Origin of the sequence: Enterobacter cloacae complex sp. SHL009 (genome assembly GCF_049237205.1) — a bacterium.
Classification (GTDB): domain Bacteria; phylum Pseudomonadota; class Gammaproteobacteria; order Enterobacterales; family Enterobacteriaceae; genus Enterobacter; species Enterobacter cloacae_M.
Window position 1 is genome coordinate 652,476 of record NZ_JBMKIW010000001.1, and the last position, 18,890, is coordinate 671,365.

The window sequence follows — 18,890 nt, forward strand, 5'->3', positions numbered from 1 at the left end:
ATAATCTTACGCGGTAGCGGTTTTGGTCGCTTCAGCCGTCTTGTCGTCGTCCTGAGTCATACGATTCAGTTTCGGCGCGGTCAGCAGCATCAGAACTGCAATAACCGCAGTCGCGATACCAATCTGCATGAACACGGTGCCGTAGACGTTAAGGGAGACCAGTGGGTCAGTGACGTTTTCAGGCACAGCCATCAGGTTCGCAATTTTACCCGCAATGATTGCCGCACCGGCAGTGGTCAGGAACCAGCTACCCATAATGAAGCCCATCAGACGCTGCGGCACCAGCTGTGCAACCATCGCCAGACCCAGACCGGAGATCATCAGCTCACCGATAGACTGCAGCGCGTAGCTCAGGATCAGCCAGTTAACGGACACGATACCCGCGTCGGTGGCAAATTTGGTACCCAGCGGCAGCACCAGGAACGCGCCGGAGCACAGCACCATACCGATCGCAAACTTGTGCGGCATCGGCAGACGGTCGCCCATCTTGTTATAGATAGCGGCCAGAATCGGGCTACCAATCATGATCCAGAACGGGTTCAGCGCCTGATACTGTTCCGGTTCGAACGCGATGCCCAGAATTGAGTGCTCAACGTTACGAATGGCGAAGAAGTTCAGTGAGGTTGGCATCTGGCTGTACAGCACGAAGAAGATAATCGCTTCCAGCATCAGAATGAACGCCACAATCATCTTGCGACGGGCAGCACCCTGCATGGCGAACGCTTCTTTCGCAAAGATAACCACGATACCCAGCGCAACCACGCCCAGAACGGCACGGGCGATACCCTGGTTGTGCAACAGCCAGGTGGCAATTGCCGCGAGGACAACAACGCCCACGATGGTGGCCAGCAGTTTGCCCATATGAACAGGCTCGAAGTCAGGTTTTGAACCGTAGTCTTTAACCCAGCTGCGGCAGAACAGGAAGTTCACCACGGTGATCAGCATACCCACGAAGCTCAGCGCGAACGCCACGCTCCAGCCGAACTTAGCTGCGAGCCATGGGGTTGCCAGCATCGAGAAGAACGAACCGATGTTGATGGACATGTAGTACATGGTAAATGCACCGTCCAGACGCGGATCGTCTTTGCTGTAGCAGGTAGAGAGCAGGGAGGACGGGTTTGCTTTGAACAGACCGTTACCGACGGCAATCGTCGCCATACCCATATACACGACAGCGGCATCGTGCCCTGACCATGCAACCAGACCATAGCCAATCGCCAGGACAATGGCGCCCAGCATGATGACACGTTTAGTCCCGAGGACTTTATCACCCAGCCAGCCGCCAATTGCGACCAGACCGTACACCAGAGCACTAAAGGAAGAGAACAGCGTGATGGAATCGGCTTCGGACATACCCAGCTGTTTTACCAGGTAAACCGCCATGATCCCTTGCAGGCCGTAATAACCAAAACGCTCCCATAACTCGATAGAGAAGATGAGATAGAACGCTTTAGGCTGTTTAAAAGCGTTAAGACTTACGCTTTCATCTGTTGGTTTATTGTTTGCAGTAGACACATATACCTCTTTTTTTACATCCCATATTAACGGGGGTGTTCATAGCGTGATGGCCGTCGTCCATACGCCTTATAGTTATATTGGGAGGAGAAACGGCGGGTAATGTTCACTATCCTGCCCCATCTGGCAATACATTTGTAATAATCTGTTACATATATCTGAAGTGGTATAATCGTCGGTTCATATAAATGTTATTCAGCGTTAAATTTCATACGATGATTAAAGGTAGTTTTTTCGACTGGCAATAACCCACTTCAACCGGCCTTTGGCGATATGTTCTGCTATTTGCCGCTTATCGCAGTGATATAGCCCATATTCTGAAAAATAGCTGGTCTTATCTTCGGCAATGGAAGGAGAGTATCTTGTCAGACAAAGGGTTTAGGCGGGTTTTGACAACAAAAATTCAACATGAAGTTATCAGGGTGATCGCGATCACAGATGTATAGAAATTTTTGGCTATGAAAAAAGTATTAACCTGTTTGAGCGTTAAACAACCGAACAAGTGACAGGTCAGGGGGAACGAAAGACGGACAAATAACGGCCAAAAGAAGGGTGCCTGGTAGCCCTTCTTTTGGTAAGGGTTGTGACGATCAGGGATACACTTTTTCTTTGTATTCGCAGAGATCTTCAATAATGCAGGAGCCGCAGCGAGGCTTACGGGCAATACAGGTATAGCGACCGTGCAGAATCAGCCAGTGATGGCAATCAACCTTAAATTCGGCCGGAACCACCTTTAACAGCTTCTCTTCGACCTGCTCAACATTTTTCCCCGGCGCGAAGTTAGTCCGGTTAGACACGCGGAAAATATGCGTATCCACGGCGATGGTCGGCCAGCCAAACGCGGTGTTGAGCACCACGTTCGCAGTCTTACGCCCCACGCCCGGTAAGGCTTCCAGCGCGGCGCGATCTTCCGGTACTTCGCCCCCGTGCTGTTCCAGCAGGATCCGGCAGGTCTTAATGACGTTCTCGGCTTTGCTGTTAAACAGGCCGATGGTTTTGATATAGGACTTCACGCCTTCCACGCCCAGCTCCAGCATGGCTTTTGGCGTATTGGCGACCGGATAAAGCAGGGCAGTGGCTTTATTGACGCTCACATCGGTCGCCTGCGCAGAGAGCAACACCGCGATCAGCAGCTCAAACGGGGAGGTAAAGTTCAGCTCCGTCGTCGGATGCGGGTTCTCGTCCCGCAGACGGGTCAGGATCGCAATGCGCTTTTCTTTATTCATGAAGCCTTCTCGGGTGTCCCTTCCAGAACGCTACGCTCAGCCGCGCGGCGCTTACGTTTCTCATCAATCAGGTATTTTATCGCCAGCATCATGCCAAGGCCAATAAACGCGCCAGGGGGCAGCATTGCCAGCAGGAATGGCGTATCGGTGTGGAACACTTCAACGCGCAGCGCTTTGGCCCAGCCGCCCAGCAGCGCATCTGCGCCGTCAAACAGCGTACCGTTACCGAGGATCTCGCGCAGCGAGCCCAGCACGAACATGGCGCAGGTGGCGCCCATTCCAATGGAAAAACCATCCAGCGCCGACATGGCGGGACTGTTTTTCACCGCGAACGCTTCCGCACGGCCAACGACGATACAGTTGGTGACGATAAGGGGAATAAAGATCCCAAGCGACTGGTACAGGCCGAATGCGTAAGCGTTGATGAGCATTTGTACGACGCTAACAACAGACGCAATGATCATGACGTAAATCGGAATACGAATTTCCGACGGCGTCCAGCGGCGCAGGGCGGAGATGGAGAGGTTGGTCAGGGTCAGCACCAGCGTGGTTGCCAGACCCAGACCGAGCGCGTTGGTGGCGGTGGACGTTACCGCCAGCAGTGGGCACATCCCCAGAAGCTGGACCAGCGCGGAGTTGTTCTTCCACAACCCCTGGACAATAACCTCTTTAACCTGGCTCATGATTACTCCCTACAGGCCGGAAGATTGTTGATTTGCGCGGGCAGCGTTTCGGCATACAGCCCGGCTCGTTTTACGGCGTTCACCACGGCGCGCGGCGTGATGGTCGCGCCGGTGAACTGGTCGAACTCGCCGCCATCTTTCTTCACCGCAAACGCGGTATCCCCTTCGCCATGGATAACTTTACTGGCGAAGTGCAAAATCCAGTCGCTCAGACGGGTTTCAATTTTATCGCCCAGGCCCGGCGTTTCATGATGCTGCGTCACGCGGGTACCCAGTATTGTGCCGGAGAAATCGCTGCCGACGAGCAGTTGAATGGCGCCGGAATAGCCGTCGGGCGCCGTCGCTTCCATCACCGCGCCTACCGGTTTATCCCCTTTGCGGGCAATAAAGAGGCGGTGAGAGCCTTTCCCAAGCTGCGGCGCGTCTACCACAAAGCAGCTCTTTTGCAGGTCATTATCGTAGAAATCTGATGGGATCACCTGATCGAACAGCGCCTTTTGCTGCTTTGAAGCCTGCTCTTCGATGGTCGTTTTGGTTAACGAGTTAACCAGGGCCGTCAGCCCGGTCAGGACCGCGGCGAAGACAGCCAGCGTGACGCCGTGTTTTTGCATCGTTTTTAACATGGCGAAACCCTTAGCGATGGCCGTACACGCGCGGACGCGTGTAATAGTCGATGAGCGGAACGGTAATGTTGGCGAGCAGGACGGCAAACGCGACGCCGTCCGGGTAACCGCCAAAGCTGCGGATCAGCCATACCAGCAGGCCTGCCAGCGCGCCGAAGATCAGGCGGCCGCGGTTAGTCGTTGACGCCGTAACCGGGTCCGTCAGGATAAAGAAGGCACCCAGCATGGTCGCCCCGGAGAGCAGGTGCATCTGCGGGCTGGCGAGTGATTCAGGAGAGAATACCCATCCCAGCGTGGCGCAAACCGCCAGCGTCACGAGGAAGCTGACCGGAATATGCCAGCGAATGGCTTTCTGCTGCAGCAGGAACAGGCCGCCCAGCAGATACGCCAGGTTGACCCACTGCCAGCCTGCACCCGCCAGCATGCCGCTGTAAATCGCGGATTTCATAATCTGCTCAACGCTGTGCCCGGCATGCAGGGACGTTTTAAAGGTATCGAGAGGCGTCGCTTGGCTGATGCCGTCCACGCCCATGCGCAGCGCGTTCATGTCAGCGCCCGGCGCCGTATGGCCGGTAAAGATAACGTGCAGGGCATCCATAAAGCCCGGAACCGTGGCCGCAATCTCGTGCGGCGGCAGCCAGCTGGTCATCTGCACCGGGAAGGAGATCAGCAGCACCACGTAGCCAATCATCGCCGGGTTAAACGGGTTATGGCCGAGCCCGCCGTACAGCTGTTTGGCAATGATCACGGCAAACACGGTACCGAGCACGACCATCCACCACGGGGCAAACGGCGGAATACTGATGGCGAGCAGCAGGCCGGTCAGCAGCGCGGAGTTGTCAGCCAGAATGCGTGACACCGCCATCTTACGCAGCTTCAGGACGAGTGCTTCCGCCGCGACGGCGCTGGCGCAGCCCAGGGCTATCTGGAACAGGGTTCCCCAGCCGAAAAACCAGCACTGAACGGCAATGCCCGGCAGCGCGGCCAGGCAGACCAGCATCATAATGCGTGATGTCTGACGCTGGTTGTGGGTGTAGGGGGAACTTGCGATTCTGAAAACCATTTAATCCTCGTTTACGGCTTGCTGTGCGGCTTTCTTCGCCTGAACGCGCGCAATGGCGGCGGCGACGGCGGCCTTGCGCGGGTCATCGTTGGCGGCCTGCGGCTGCTCTTCCTGCTGCGCTGCCTTACGGGCTTTGGCGCGGGCAATCGCTGCTTCTACGGCGGCTTTACGCGGGTCGACCTGTGGTGCTTCTGCTTCTGATACTACCGTTGGTGCCTGCTGCGCAGCCTTACGGGCTTTAGCCCGTGCAATTGCCGCTTCTACGGCGGCTTTACGCGGGTCGACCGGTGGTGCTTCTGCTTCTGATACTGCCTCTGGCGCCTGCTGCGCAGCCTTACGGGCTTTGGCCCGGGCAATCGCTGCTTCAACGGCGGCTTTGCGCGGATCGACCGCATCCTGCTCGATGACCACGCTTTGCTCACCCGATTTGCGGGCTTTGGCGCGCGCAATCGCCGCTTCAACGGCCGCTTTACGCGGGTCGATCTCAGTATCTGCCTGAACCGTTTGCGCTTTTTCCGCCTGACGCGCGCGAGCCGCAGCCTTTCGCGCTTCGCGAGCGGCAATCGCTTCGCTGTTATCCGGTTTTTCCCCGGCCTGGATCACTACCGTCTGGGCGGCATCGGCTTTTTTCTCACGAACGCGCGCCAGTGCGGCGTTAATCGCATCCTGATCTTTCCCGGCAGGCTGAACGGCGGCCTGCTTATGGCGTTCCTGACGGGCGATTTTTTCGCGCTCCAGTCGCGCCTGACGCGCTTCGAAACGTGCCTTGGCTTCCGCGGCGCGTTTTTCTTCCATGGAAATGGCATAAATCTCGGCCTTCTCCTGACGGAAGTATTGCACCAGCGGAATGTTGCTTGGGCAGACCCAGGCGCAGGCGCCGCATTCAATGCAGTCGGCCAGGTTATGGGATTTTGCCTTGTCGTGCAGCTGGCCTTTGCTGTACCAGTACAGCTGCTGCGGGAGCAGATCCGCCGGGCAGGCATCGGCGCAGGCGCTGCAGCGGATGCAGCCTTTCTCTTCCTGTTCTTCACCCATTTCGGTTGGGGAAGGGGCGAGCAGACAGTTCGTGATTTTCACTACCGGAACGTCCAGCCACGGCAGCGTAAAGCCCATCAGCGGGCCGCCCATGATCACCATCTGGTCGCTGGTCGGGCAAAATTCAGCCTGTTCCAGCAGATGGCGCACCGGCGTACCCAGACGCGCCCAGACGTTGCCCGGACGGGAAACCGACTCGCCGGTCAGCGTCACCACGCGTTCGGTCAACGGCTCGCCGTCAATCACCGCGCGTTTCACCGCATAGGCGGTGCCGACGTTTTGCATCAGCACGCCGATATCCGAAGAGCGTCCGCCGTGCGGCACCTGCTTGCCGGTGAGAATTTGCGTCAGCTGTTTTGCGCCGCCAGAAGGGTACTTGGTCGGGATAACGCGCAGGCTAATATCGTGACTGCCCGCCAGCACGGCGCGCAGCATCGAGATGGCCTGCGGTTTATTGTCTTCGATACCAATCAGCACTTCCCGCGGCTTAAGAATGTGCGCCAGGATGCGGATGCCTTCCACCACCTGAGCGGCGCAATCCTGCATCAGACGATCGTCGGCGGTGATATAGGGCTCGCACTCGGCGGCGTTGATAATCAACGTCTGGATGTTATCGCCACCGCCGCGCAGCTTGACGCCGGTCGGGAAGCCCGCGCCGCCCAGCCCGGCGACGCCGAACTGATGAATACGCTCGATAAGCGCTTCGCGGCTCTGGCTGCGGTAATCGCTCCAGCCGTCACGTTCAATCCAGCGGTCTTCGCCGTCGGCTTCAATGATCACGCTCAGCTCCGACAGCGCGGACGGATGAGCCACCGTATGAGGGGCAATCGCCACCACTTTACCGGAGGTAGGGGCGTGTATCGGCAGCATGCGTCCACGGCCAAAGGTCAGCGGCTGACCGCGAAGAACCGTATCGCCTTCTTTCACGCACAGCTCGCCCTCAGCGCCAATATGCTGTTTGAGCGGCATGACGTAACGCGTCGCCAGCGGAATTTGACGCAGCGGCGTGCCGTTGGACTGGGTTTTCATCTCCGGCGGATGGATACCGCCGTCAAAGTCCCAAATCTTATCTTTTCTGAAAGCAGAAAATAACTTAAGCATGTTGTTCCACAGGAATGATGCGAACCGGAATGGTTTGAAGATCCCACTTCCAGCTTTCGGTAGTCGTTTCAACCGGGCGCAGCTCAATACATTGCGTCGGGCAGGGGGCCACGCAGAGGTTACAGCCGGTGCACAGATCCGCCACGACGGTGTGCATGGCGCGGGTGGCGCCAACAATGGCGTCAACCGGGCAGGCCTGAATACATTTGGTACAGCCGATGCAGTTTGCCTCGTCGATCACGGCGAGGGCGCGAACCGGCTCCTGCACCTCCGCATCGCCATCAACGGGCTGTGGATCGACGTTAAGCAGGGCCGCAATTTTCAGCATCACCGCTTCGCCGCCGGGGGCGCAGCGGTTAATTTTTTCACCCTGAATGCCTACCGCTTCAGCGTAGGGACGGCAGCCCGGGTAGCCGCACTGCCCGCACTGGCTTTGCGGCAAAAGCTCATCAATTTTTTCAACAACAGGATCGTCCTCTACCGCGAAACGGCGGGAGGCGTAACCCAGGATAAGGCCAAACACCAACCCCAGGACGCTGATAGAGGCGATGGCAATCCAGATAGCATTCATTACAACTTCACCAGACCACTAAAGCCCATAAAGGCCAGAGACATTAAACCCGCGGTCACCAGCGCAATCGCGTTACCGCGGAAGGGAGCAGGGATATCCGCTGCCGCCAGACGCTCGCGAATCGACGCGAAGAGGACCATAACAAATGAGAAACCGACGGCGGCGGAAAAACCGTACAGCGCCGACTGCATGAAGTTATGGCCAAGGTTGATGTTCAGCAGCGCAACGCCGAGAACGGCACAGTTGGTGGTGATCAGCGGCAGGAAGATACCCAGCAGGCGATAGAGGGCCGGGCTGGTTTTACGCACCACCATTTCAGTAAATTGCACAACAACCGCAATGACCAGAATAAAAGCCAGCGTACGAAGATAGATTAACCCCAGCGGGATGAGGATCCAGGTATCAATCAACCACGCGCAGATGGACGCCATCGTCATGACGAAGGTTGTCGCCAGCCCCATGCCCATCGCCGTTTCCAGCTTTTTGGACACGCCCATAAACGGGCACAGGCCAAGGAACTTCACCAGAACGAAGTTGTTAACCAGCACGGTGCCGACAAAGAGCAGTAAGTAATCGGTCATTATTTAGCCTGAAATAAAAAAGCCGCCTATTATCGGACAAACTCACGCAGGCGACAACAGGTTATCTGTAAGGTTATTACGGGTTCACGAAGGTGTTTTTTACCCGCGTCGAACGCTTGAAATAGGGGACCAGCAGCGCGGCGGCCAGTAACGGGAAAAGCAGCTGACGAACGGCCAGAGCGTCTGATACGGGCGAAAAAGCAAAGGCTTTCACCGCCAGCAGAACCGAAATCAGCAGCCAGATAATGTAGTGTTTAGGTACACTTTTGCGGCGCTTAAAGAAAGCGATGGTCAACCACAGGGTGTAGTACCACATTCCAATTGCGAAAACGAACGACACAAACCACATCGCAATATTCAGCACGCTTTGCGACATCAGTGTCTGGATGGCGTGAGGGGTAATCAGTGCGGTGGTATACAGCAGCAGCGCAAGCGATGCGCTTAATAAGGCAACCAGCAGCCATGCCAGTGGGGCGATTAACCAGCCTCCAATGCGTTCTCCAGGCGTTGCGGTCATGAACTCTCCCATAATCTGCGCGAAATGTTGTACAGCCAGTTTGCAGGGCGGAGAGTATATAACATTTCGCGCGGATGGCTACTTTCTTATAAAACGTAACGCCATACGGACTTAGGCACTTCACCCACGTTGAACAAACGACCTCCGGAAACCAGCTCCGCACGGCGATGGTCAGCGGCGCGATACATATTAATGATGTCCTGATTATCCGACAGGGTGTAGTTCAGATGGTCAAACAGTTTTTCCAGGCTCTCAAGCGAATTGATCTTGCGAAATTTTAATAAATAGTCCTGAACTGTCATATTAATAAGTTTCCATATAAAAGTGAGTAATACCAGTTAAGGTAATTCGTTCGAATAATAAACGGATTAATAAAGACGTAAACAGCCCACTCAGGTAACGCGACGAAATTAGGAGTTTTCTTTGCTGAAATTCAGGCATCAGACGATGCCTGGAAGAGAAGGTTAACCGTGTTCACCAGGGCTGGCAATAAGTAACTGACATATTATGTCACTCTTTATTGCAGTAACCGGTTACTTAGGTTGGGCGACTGTGACAGGCTCCGGCGGCTGGTAGTTATCGATATGGCTGGCAACACCCAGCAAAATGACCGAAACCCCAAGAACAATCCATCCCGCTAATTCAATGATTCGATTAATAATTGACGTCATGATTCGTAGTTGTACTTTATCCATAAATACAGGTCGCAAATGTTACAGCGACGTTTCCCCGACGGCAAGCGCTTTGGGAACGGTTCCCTTAAACAAAATCAGTGGGTTAATACTATGTAACAAAAACAACCCGTACAACCTGCTATTTTAAGTCATATGGCACATTATTAATCTGTGGTAATGCCAGGCTAGCCAGTGTGAAATAAGAACGTCATAAAAGAGGACGGCACTATGAGTGATAATATCCGCGTTGGGCTTATCGGCTACGGGTATGCAAGCAAAACGTTTCATGCGCCTCTGATAGCCGGAATGCCGGGGATGACCCTGGCTGCGGTATCCAGCAGCGATGCCGCTAAAGTCCATGCCGACTGGCCTTCCGTGCCGGTTGTCTCTGAGCCAAAACACCTTTTCAACGATCCGAATATCGATTTAATCGTTATCCCCACCCCGAACGACACCCACTTTCCGCTGGCAAAGGCCGCGCTGGAGGCCGGTAAACACGTGGTGGTCGATAAGCCCTTTACCGTCACGCTGTCTCAGGCTCGCGAGCTGGATGCGCTGGCAAAGAGTCTCGGCAGGCTGCTGTCGGTGTTTCATAACCGCCGCTGGGACAGCGACTTTCTGACGGTAAAAAGGCTTCTCAGTGAAGGCACGCTAGGGGAGATCCTCTTCTTTGAATCGCACTTTGACCGCTTCCGTCCGCAGGTACGAAACCGCTGGCGCGAGCAGGCTGGTCCAGGCAGCGGCATCTGGTACGATTTAGCCCCGCATCTGCTGGATCAGGCGGTCAATCTTTTTGGTCTGCCGGTGAGCATGACGGTCGATCTGGCCCAGCTCCGGCCCGGAGCGCAGACGACCGATTACTTCCACGCGGTGCTCAGCTACCCGCAGCGGCGGGTTGTGCTGCACGGCACGATGGTCGCGGCCGCGGAATCGGCCCGCTACATTATTCACGGTACGCGCGGGAGCTACGTGAAGTTTGGCCTCGATCCGCAGGAGGACCGGCTGAAAAGCGGTGAACGTTTGCCGCAGGAAGACTGGGGCTATGATATGCGCGACGGCGTGGTAACGCGGGTGGAAGGTGAGGAACTGGTAGAGGAGACCTTGCTGACGATCCCGGGCAACTATCCGGCCTATTACGCGGGCATCCGCGATGCGCTGAGCGGCACGGGCGAAAATCCTGTTCCGGCCAGCCAGGCGATTCAGATTATGGAGCTGATTGAGCTGGGTATTGAATCTGCCAAACATCGCGCCACGCTCTGTCTGGCATAATTTTAAATATTTTTGTAGGCCGGGTAAGGCGTAGCCGTCACCCGGCAAATGCTCAACCGCGAGCCACTTTATCTTTAAGCGCCTGCTTCTCTTCAGGCGTCAGGAAAGCGATCTCCAGCCCGTTGATCTGCGCCTGACGGATCTGCTCGCGGCTCAGCCCCGCCTGCGGTGCGGCGATGTTGTACTCGTGGATGATATCCACGCCCTGTACTGCCGGATCGTCCGTGTTCAGCGAGGCCAGCACGCCGTGTTCAAGGAACGTTTTCAGCGGATGATGCGCCAGCGTTGCGACGGTGCTGGTCTGAATGTTAGACGTCAGGCATGACTCAATCCCGATGCGCTGCTCCGCCAGGAAATCCATCAGGGCGCGATCTTCTACCGCCTTCACGCCGTGACCAATACGCTCGGCGCCCAGCTCTCGGATGGCCTGCCAGATGCTTTCCGGGCCAGCCGCTTCACCCGCATGCACGGTAATGTGCCAGCCGGCATCGCGCGCGCGGTTGAAGTGGGAGAGGAACAGACTGCCCGGGAAGCCCAGCTCGTCACCGGCGAGATCGACGGCGGTGATGGCATCGCGATGGGCCAGCAGCGCTTCCAGCTCCTGCAGGCAGGCGGCTTCGCCGAACGTACGGCTCATAATGCCAATCAGACGGGCCTGAACGTCGAAGGTTTTACATCCTTCGCGGACGCCTTCAATCACGGCTTCCACCACGCCTGCAACGGGCAGGTTGTGGGTCATCGCCATATAGCCCGGCGAGAAGCGCAGCTCGACGTAATGCAGGCCGTTACGGGCCGCATCTTCAATGTTTTCAAACGCCACGCGGCGGCAGGCATCCAGCGAGGCCAGCATCTTCACGCCCCAGTCGAGTTTGCTCAGGAAGCTGACCAGGTCCGGTTCATTGGAGGTCACCTGTACGTGAGGGATCAGCGACTCAAGCGTCTGCGCAGGAAGCGTTAAATTGAACTGGCGGCCAAGATCGAGGATGGTTTGGGCACGAATGTTACCGTCAAGGTGACGATGAATATCAGTTAAAGGCAGGCGTGTATCAATCATGGTCGCACTCTTTTCTGGTTAAAGTGCGCCATATTATAAAAACAAAACGGGGTAAAAAGCTATTTGCGCAAGGGAATATTCCGTTGCGCAAATTGATTACAGGAGCGTGTTAATCCCGGCAATGAGGCGTTGCACCCCTTGTTCCAGCTTGCTGCGTGGACAGCCGGCGTTCAGGCGAACAAAGCCGTTTCCCTCTTTGCCGTAGGTATATCCCGGCATGATGGCGACTTTTTGCTGCTCGATTAGCACTTTTTGCAGCGCCCGATCGTCAATGTTCAGCGGGCGCAGGTCAATCCAGGCCAGGTAGGTCGCTTCGGGCGGCTGCCAGTTCAGTTTCGGAAAGGCGCGGTTTACTTCCTGCGCGATATACAACAGATTCTCTTCCAGATATCCCCGCAGGGCATCCAGCCACGGCCCTCCCTGCTGATAGGCGGCGATATGCGCCGTTAGCGCCAGCACGGAAGGAGAAGAGAGCCCGTCCCGGCCTTTTAGTGCGCTGAGATAACCGTTACGGCTCTCCTCATCACCAATAAGGCCGTAAGCGCCCGTCAGCGCCGGAATATTAAAGCTTTTCGAGCCGGAGGTGAGAAGCGCCCATTTGCCGCGCGCCACCGCGCTCCACGGCGTGTGACGATGCTCTCCCCACACCATGTCCATATGAATTTCATCGCTGATAACCGCCACGTCATTGCGTGCGCACAGTTCAGCCATCTGCGTCAGCTCGTCCCTCGTCCAGACCTTGCCGGTTGGGTTTTGCGGGCTGCACAGCAGCAAAATTTTGTTTTCAGGTTTTGCCAGGGCCGCTTCCAGCGCAGCCATATTTCCCTGCCAGCCTGCGGCGTGCTTTTCCATCTCCACGGGCACCACATGACGCGCATTCCCTTCAATAGCTTTGTAAAACGCGTCGTATGCCGGGGTGTGAACCACTACGCCGTCGCCTGGGTGTGACCAGAGACGAATCAGCTCTGACACCATGTAGATAACGGAAGGACCATAAACGACGGTTTCCGTATCAATCGTGCTGTTAAAGCGCTGCTGGAACCAGTGCGCGACGGCGGCGAGAAACTCCTCGTTCTTCCAGCGGCTGTAGCCCAGCACGCCGTGATTAATGCGCTGATGCAGCGCGTCGGTAATGCTGGGCGCGGTGGCGAAATCCATATCCGAGATGGTGAAGGGCAGCAGATCGGCCGCGCCAAAGCGGTCGGCGACGTAGTCCCACTGCGTACACCAGGTGCCGTGTCGATCCACGACGGTAGAAAAATCAAACATGACGTGAGTCCTTAAAGTAAAACCCCCTCATGAGAGGGGGCTGAGGCATCAGGCTTCAACTGTTCGCATCAGGGTTGCCAGCTCATCCTTCACCGACTGGACCTGCGGGCCGATAACCACCTGCAAATTGTGCTGATTTAACTGTACCACGCCGATGGCCCGGTTGGCTTTCAGGGCGTTGGTATCCACTTTTGACATATCCGCCACCGACAGACGCAGGCGGGTGATGCAGTTATCGAGCGAGGTGATGTTATCCGCACCGCCCAGCGCCGCCAGAATGGCCGGTGTGTTGTAGCCGGATTTGCCCACGGTCCCGGCAACCGCCTGTTCAACGCTGCTCGCCGTATCGGTATCGCGGCCAGGCGTTTTCAGGTTAAAGCGGGTGATGGCGAAGCGGAAGATGCCGTAGTAAACCGCAAACCAGATAGCCGCCACGACCGACACCAGGTACCACTTGGTGGACAGGCCGTGCAGGATCCCGAACACCACGAAGTCGATCACGTTGCCGTCGGTGTTGCCGATGGTCACGCCCAGCACCGCCATCACGGTAAAGCCCAGACCGGTCAGCACCGCGTGGATGAGGTACAGCACCGGTGCGACGAACAGGAACAGGAATTCGATTGGCTCGGTGGTTCCGCCCACGACGCAGGCGATCACGCCGGAAATGAGCAGGCCTTTAATTTTATGACGGTTTTCCGGGCGCGCGCAGTGGTACATCGCCAGCGCGGCACCTGGCAGGCCGCCGAGGAAGGCAGGCATTTTACCCTGAGACAGGAAGCGGGTGGCGCTTTCCGAGAAGCCGTGGGTGGTCGGACAGCTCAGCTGCGCCTGGAAGATGGTCAGCGCGCCGCTCACGTCGTGACCGCATACCTCCATCGTACCGCCCGCTTCGGTGAAGCGAATCAGGGCCACCAGGATATGCTGCAGGCCAAACGGCAGGAGCAGACGCTCGCCGGTGCCGAAGATCATCGGACCGAAATCTCCCGCGCCGTTGATGATGCGGCCGATGCCGTTGATGCCCATCGCGAAGACCGGCCAGATCAGCGGAATGATCAGACCAAACAGGCCCATCACCACCAGGGTAACAATCGGCACGAAGCGGGTACCGCCGAAGAAGGCCAGGGCATCCGGCAGCCGGATATTGTGGAAGCGCTCGTGCAGCATCCAGATAATCACACCCGCGATCACTGCCCCGAGGATCCCGGTATCAATAGACTGGATGCCGATCACGCTCTGAATGTTGTTGGCTTTCAGCACGGCGGCGTCGGTGGTCGGCAGAATGCCTTTCGCGGTCAGCCAGAAGTTAACCGCCAGGTTCATCACGGCGTAACCCACAAACCCGGCAAACGCCGCGACGCCTTTATTTTCGCGCGCCAGGCCCAGCGGGATAGCAATACAGAACATCACGGGCAGGAAGCTAAACGCAAAGGAGCCGACTTTACTCATCCAGATGAAGATCGCCTGCAGCACCGGGGTACCGAGGAACGGGATCAGCGTGATGACGTCTTTACTGCTCAGCGAGCTGCCGATCCCGAGCATGATCCCGCAGAACGAGAGGAGTGCCACGGGCAGCATAAAGGTTTTACCCAGTTGCTGGAAAAATTCCCACAGCGATATTTTTTGTGCTGCTTTCGCCGTCATAAAACGACTCCTTTATTGTTAAAATCAGTTTGCCTGCTTCAATGCTGCGAGAAGATAAAACGTTTTATCAAAGTTTAGTGCGCGCTAAATCACATTCTCAGGCTTTGACTGGTAGTATAAAGATAACGTATTGATAAAACGTTTTACCGATCTCATTTCAGGGAGTCACGCCAACACATGGCTGTAGCGAAAAAAATCACCATCAACGATGTCGCGCTGGCGGCGGGCGTTTCCGTCAGCACCGTTTCTCTGGTGCTAAGCGGAAAAGGGCGCATCTCTCCTGCGACCGGTCAGCGGGTTAACGAGGCGGTTGAGCAGCTGGGTTTTGTGCGTAACCGTCAGGCGTCGGCGCTGCGCGGCGGGCAAAGCGGAGTGATTGGCCTGATTGTTCGCGACCTGACGTCACCTTTCTATGCGGAGCTGACCGCCGGGTTAACCGAAGCGCTTGAAGCGCAGGGGCGGATGGTCTTTCTTCTGCACGGCGGTCGCGAGGCCGATCAGCTTCTTTCCCGGCTCGATATGCTGCTGAATCAGGGTGTTGACGGGGTAATCGTCGCCGGAGCGTCGGGCGTGGGCAGCGAGCTGTGCGAGCGCGCCGCCGAAAAAGGCGTGCCGCTGGTGTTTGCTTCGCGCGCCAGCTACCTCGACGAGGCCGATACGCTGCGCCCGGATAACATGCAGGCCGCGCAAATGCTGACCGAGCATCTTATTCGTCGCGGACACCAGCGCATTGCGTGGCTCGGTGGGAAAAGCTCGTCCCTGACCCGCGCCGAGCGGGTCGGCGGCTACTGCGCGACGCTGATTAAATACGGCCTGCCGTTCCACAGCGAATGGGTCGTGGAGTGTGAATCCAGTCAGAAGAAAGCGGCGGAAGCGATAGGCGCGCTGCTGCGCAGCAGTCCGACGATCAGCGCCGTGATTTGCTACAACGATGTGATTGCCATGGGCGCCTGGTTTGGCCTGATCCGCGCCGGGCGTCAGAGCGGCGAGGGCGGGGTGGAAACCTTCTTCGGCCACCAGGTGGCGCTGGGGGCGTTCGCCGACGTCGGTGAAAACGCGCTGGACGATCTGCCGATCGTCTGGGCCACTACCCCCGCGCGGGAGATGGGTTACACCCTGGCGGACAGAATCATGCAGCGTATCGAAAATACGGATGTGCAGGCCGGGCACCAGATTGTGGCGGCGCGCCTGGTGCCGGTAAAATAGTATCAGGTGAGTTGCGTTAGCGGATTGAGCAACAGTTCGGCTTCCAGTGCCTCCACAAATTTTCGTACTTTTGCCGGGATCAGCCTGGAGGTCGGATAAACCGCCCAAACGGCCAGCGATTCCGGCCGGACATCCTCCAGGACGATCCGCTCGAGTTTACCCTCTCTGAAGGCCGGTTCTACGTACCAGCGAGATAAATTGGCGATGCCCAACCCTCCCAGGCAGGCTTCGAAAATGGCCTCAACAGAGTTCGCGGAGAATCGGCCCGAGACCTTTTGCCTGTAGCGCTGTTCGCCCTGTTCGAATGACCAGTGGACGGTATCTGACGTGGTCAGACAGCTGTGTGCCGCCAGATCGTTAAACGATTTTGGATAGCCATTTGCGGCAAGATACGCCGCGCTGGCGCAGAGATCCCGTGGGTTGTGACACAGGCGATGGGCAACTAATCGGTTGTCTCGCAGCGGAGCAATGCGTAACGCCACGTCTATGCCTTTTCCGACAATATCCACCTGTTCGTCGGTGGCGAGTAAATCAACCTGCAGGGCGGGATGTTGCTGCATAAACCGGGTCAGCATAGGAGCAACGATCTTACGGCCAAACCCTGCTGAGGCGGTAATGCGCAGGCGTCCGGTAAGATGCGTCCCCTCGGGAAACAGATCGGCCAGCGCATTATTTTTATCTTCCAGCAGCGCCTGCGCATGGGGTAAAAAAACGTCCCCATCGCTGGTGGGTGAGAGGGAACGCGTGGTGCGGTGCACCAGCCTGACCCCCAGTTCCGCCTCAAGATTATTAAGAGACCGTGATGCCGCCATGGCGCTCACAGAGAGCCGACGCGCGGCGCCCGCCAGGCTACCCGCCTTGACGGCTTCGACAAACACTTCAACGTCTTCCAGCTTCATTGTATCGCTTTTCGTTATGCTGACCTATCAAAGTACATGTCTACATTATTAATCGTTACGCTGCCATAGTCTCTTCACAACCTGAAAAAATATCAGTCTGGAGTGAAGATGAAAAAGTTGAAAACGGTTCTGGCGTTCAGCGGCCTGCTCTTTGCAAGCTCATCATGGGCAGATGCCCCTGCGCAGGTGAAACAGCAGGTCCCGGGGTATTATCGTCTGGCGGTCGGGGAATATGAGGTGACGGCGCTTTTCGACGGCTATAACGATCTTTCGCCTGCCTTGCTACACGGGCTCTCAGGCGACAAGGTTCGCGAACTGCTGGCTCAACACAAAATTGATGCCGAACGCATGCCTACTGCCTTCAACGCCTTCCTGGTGAATACCGGTAAACACCTAGTGATGATTGACAGCGGAGGAGGCAACTGCATGTCGGAAACGGCCGGCCAGCTGGTCAGCAATATAAACGCATCAGGGTATCGTCCCGATCGGGTCGATACCATTTTCCTGACCCACCTGCATCTTGACCACGTGTGCGGCCTGAGCGATGCAGACGGTAAGGCGCTGTTCCCCAATGCCACCGTCTACGTACCGCAGGGGGAGGCCGACTACTGGCTTGACCCTGCAAAAGAAGCGAGCGCGCCGGCTAACGCGAAGGAGTATTTCGCTATCGCCAGGAATGCTCTGTCTGCGTATAAAGCCACCGGGCATCTTAAAACCTTCGTCCCGCCAGCTTCGCCGATCCCGGAAGTCCAGACGACCTATGCCACTGGTCATACGCCTGGCAGTACCGTTTATCGCTTTGCGTCGCAGGGGACGGCTATCAACTTCATTGGGGATTTGATTCATGCGCCTGCCGTCCAGTTCCCGCACCCTGAGGTGTCTATTCGCTTTGATGTCGATCCGAAAAAAGCCATCTCATCCCGGGCGAAGGAATTTAACGCGCTGGCGAAAGACGGTGAGTGGATGGCCGCAGCGCATTTGCCTTTCCCCGGTATCGGGCATATTACCGCCGGGCAGCAGGGCTTTAGCTGGAACCCGGTAAATTACGGTCCTTATCAACGTGCGGCCAACGTGCCTCTGCTGAAATAATGTGAGGTCACGAACATGCAAAGTTACACTGTAACGGCAAACGGTATCCGTCAGTATGTGGTCGAAGAGGGTGAAGGCGCACCGGTTATTCTCCTGCATGGTTTCCCTGAAACAAACTATGCCTGGCGCTACCAGATACCTGTATTGTCCCGGCACTATCGCGTGATTGCGCCAGATTTACGCGGGTATGGCGAAACGGATAAACCTGCTTCTGGCTATGATAAACGCAACATGGCGCGGGACATCAGGGAGCTGATGCGTGTGCTGGGTTTACAGAAAGTGGTACTGGTGGGGCACGATCGCGGCGCGCGCGTCGCGACGCGGTTTGCAAAAGATTACCCTGAACTGGTGGATCGACTGGTGGTGATGGATAACGTGCCAACGCGCATTGTGGCGCGCGATCTGAATGCGTCGATTGCGCGTGCATACTGGTTCTTTCTGTTTCATCTTGTACCAGACCTGCCGGAAGCGCTGATTGCGGGTCGGGAGCATATCTGGCTGCGCCACTTTTTCTCGGACTGGACCTACGATCCGTCTACCATCAGCGGTGAGGCGTTTGATACCTATGTTCGGGCGTATCAGGCGCCGGGTGCCGTGCGTGGCGCAATGGCTGACTATCGCGCCAACGCAGAGGATGTGGCGCAGGATATGGCTGACGCTGAGGTGAAAATCACCTGCCCGGTAATGTCGCTGTGGGGTAATGATTTTCATGCGGTCGGCAAGCTTTTCGATATGGAAAGCGTCTGGGCCGAAATGGCGGAGAACCTGCGGGCGCAGGGGATTGATGAGTGCGGCCATCTGCCGCAGGAGGAGCAGCCAGAGAAAGTGAACGCGCTTCTGCTGGATTTCCTGACGGGATGGAAAAGTTAGCGGG

Annotated in this window: 19 protein-coding genes; 4 read left to right on the top strand and 15 right to left on the bottom strand. The window is 56.7% G+C overall.

Annotated features, from left to right (window positions below; genetic code table 11):
• Window positions 1-6: 6 nt before the first annotated feature.
• The 11 genes from dtpA to blr form a co-directional block, all read right to left on the bottom strand.
• Entirely contained in the window at window positions 7-1,515 is a 1,509-nt protein-coding gene (gene dtpA / locus ACOTZC_RS03265) for a dipeptide/tripeptide permease DtpA (protein ID WP_023311373.1), read from the bottom strand.
• Window positions 1,516-2,105: 590 nt separating this feature from the next.
• A complete protein-coding gene (nth, locus tag ACOTZC_RS03270; protein WP_008500570.1) occupies window positions 2,106-2,741 on the bottom strand; it encodes an endonuclease III in 636 nt (211 codons plus the stop codon).
• Window positions 2,738-3,424 carry an electron transport complex subunit E gene (locus ACOTZC_RS03275; RefSeq protein WP_023311374.1) on the bottom strand — a complete coding sequence of 229 codons (687 nt, stop codon included), beginning with the start codon at window positions 3,422-3,424 and terminating at the stop codon, window positions 2,738-2,740. Before ACOTZC_RS03275 ends, nth begins: the two co-directional genes overlap by 4 nt.
• A gap of 2 nt (window positions 3,425-3,426) precedes the next feature.
• The gene (rsxG, locus tag ACOTZC_RS03280) at window positions 3,427-4,047 is read right to left on the bottom strand and encodes an electron transport complex subunit RsxG (RefSeq protein ID WP_045401359.1); all 621 of its coding nucleotides are present in this window, start codon (window positions 4,045-4,047) and stop codon (window positions 3,427-3,429) included.
• Between the two features lie 10 nt (window positions 4,048-4,057).
• Complete coding sequence (gene rsxD, locus ACOTZC_RS03285; protein WP_421635580.1) at window positions 4,058-5,110, bottom strand: electron transport complex subunit RsxD; 1,053 nt, start codon at window positions 5,108-5,110, stop codon at window positions 4,058-4,060.
• Complete coding sequence (gene rsxC / locus ACOTZC_RS03290) at window positions 5,111-7,246, bottom strand: electron transport complex subunit RsxC (protein WP_163353721.1); 2,136 nt, start codon at window positions 7,244-7,246, stop codon at window positions 5,111-5,113.
• On the bottom strand, window positions 7,239-7,817 hold the full coding sequence (gene rsxB, locus ACOTZC_RS03295; RefSeq protein WP_023311378.1) for an electron transport complex subunit RsxB: 579 nt from the start codon (window positions 7,815-7,817) through the stop codon (window positions 7,239-7,241). Before rsxB ends, rsxC begins: the two co-directional genes overlap by 8 nt.
• The gene (gene rsxA / locus ACOTZC_RS03300) at window positions 7,817-8,398 is read right to left on the bottom strand and encodes an electron transport complex subunit RsxA (RefSeq protein WP_014883581.1); all 582 of its coding nucleotides are present in this window, start codon (window positions 8,396-8,398) and stop codon (window positions 7,817-7,819) included. Before rsxA ends, rsxB begins: the two co-directional genes overlap by 1 nt.
• A 76-nt stretch (window positions 8,399-8,474) precedes the next feature.
• On the bottom strand, window positions 8,475-8,915 hold the full coding sequence (locus ACOTZC_RS03305; protein ID WP_023311379.1) for a DUF2569 domain-containing protein: 441 nt from the start codon (window positions 8,913-8,915) through the stop codon (window positions 8,475-8,477).
• An 86-nt stretch (window positions 8,916-9,001) separates the two neighbouring features.
• Window positions 9,002-9,217, bottom strand: coding sequence for a transcription modulator YdgT (gene ydgT / locus ACOTZC_RS03310; protein ID WP_013096896.1), 216 nt, complete (start codon window positions 9,215-9,217; stop codon window positions 9,002-9,004).
• 231 nt (window positions 9,218-9,448) lie between these two features.
• On the bottom strand, window positions 9,449-9,574 hold the full coding sequence (blr, locus tag ACOTZC_RS03315; RefSeq protein ID WP_168112406.1) for a division septum protein Blr: 126 nt from the start codon (window positions 9,572-9,574) through the stop codon (window positions 9,449-9,451).
• A 243-nt stretch (window positions 9,575-9,817) separates the two neighbouring features.
• Between blr and ACOTZC_RS03320 the strand changes: the two genes are divergently transcribed.
• Window positions 9,818-10,858, top strand: coding sequence for an oxidoreductase (locus tag ACOTZC_RS03320; protein WP_045401352.1), 1,041 nt, complete (start codon window positions 9,818-9,820; stop codon window positions 10,856-10,858).
• Window positions 10,859-10,910: 52 nt separating this feature from the next.
• Here the strand turns inward: ACOTZC_RS03320 and add are convergent, their stop codons facing one another.
• The 3 genes from add to malX form a co-directional block, all read right to left on the bottom strand.
• A complete protein-coding gene (add, locus tag ACOTZC_RS03325; RefSeq protein ID WP_045353860.1) occupies window positions 10,911-11,912 on the bottom strand; it encodes an adenosine deaminase in 1,002 nt (333 codons plus the stop codon).
• 96 nt (window positions 11,913-12,008) lie between these two features.
• Window positions 12,009-13,181 (bottom strand): MalY/PatB family protein, encoded by a 1,173-nt coding sequence (locus ACOTZC_RS03330; protein WP_421635581.1) that lies wholly within the window; start codon window positions 13,179-13,181, stop codon window positions 12,009-12,011.
• 48 nt (window positions 13,182-13,229) lie between these two features.
• A complete protein-coding gene (gene malX / locus ACOTZC_RS03335; RefSeq protein WP_421635582.1) occupies window positions 13,230-14,822 on the bottom strand; it encodes a maltose/glucose-specific PTS transporter subunit IIBC in 1,593 nt (530 codons plus the stop codon).
• 177 nt (window positions 14,823-14,999) lie between these two features.
• Between malX and ACOTZC_RS03340 the strand changes: the two genes are divergently transcribed.
• Window positions 15,000-16,028 carry a Mal regulon transcriptional regulator MalI gene (locus tag ACOTZC_RS03340; protein ID WP_163353724.1) on the top strand — a complete coding sequence of 343 codons (1,029 nt, stop codon included), beginning with the start codon at window positions 15,000-15,002 and terminating at the stop codon, window positions 16,026-16,028.
• A 2-nt stretch (window positions 16,029-16,030) separates the two neighbouring features.
• Here ACOTZC_RS03340 and ACOTZC_RS03345 read toward each other — a convergent pair whose 3' ends face one another.
• Window positions 16,031-16,927 carry a LysR family transcriptional regulator gene (locus ACOTZC_RS03345; protein WP_163353725.1) on the bottom strand — a complete coding sequence of 299 codons (897 nt, stop codon included), beginning with the start codon at window positions 16,925-16,927 and terminating at the stop codon, window positions 16,031-16,033.
• Window positions 16,928-17,035: 108 nt separating this feature from the next.
• On the opposite strand from ACOTZC_RS03345, the gene ACOTZC_RS03350 reads away from it, so the two are divergent.
• Together ACOTZC_RS03350 and ACOTZC_RS03355 are read left to right on the top strand one after the other, a co-directional pair.
• Window positions 17,036-18,016, top strand: coding sequence for an MBL fold metallo-hydrolase (locus tag ACOTZC_RS03350; RefSeq protein WP_163353726.1), 981 nt, complete (start codon window positions 17,036-17,038; stop codon window positions 18,014-18,016).
• Between the two features lie 15 nt (window positions 18,017-18,031).
• Window positions 18,032-18,886 carry an alpha/beta fold hydrolase gene (locus tag ACOTZC_RS03355; protein ID WP_421635583.1) on the top strand — a complete coding sequence of 285 codons (855 nt, stop codon included), beginning with the start codon at window positions 18,032-18,034 and terminating at the stop codon, window positions 18,884-18,886.
• The last annotated feature ends 4 nt before the right edge of the window (window positions 18,887-18,890 follow it).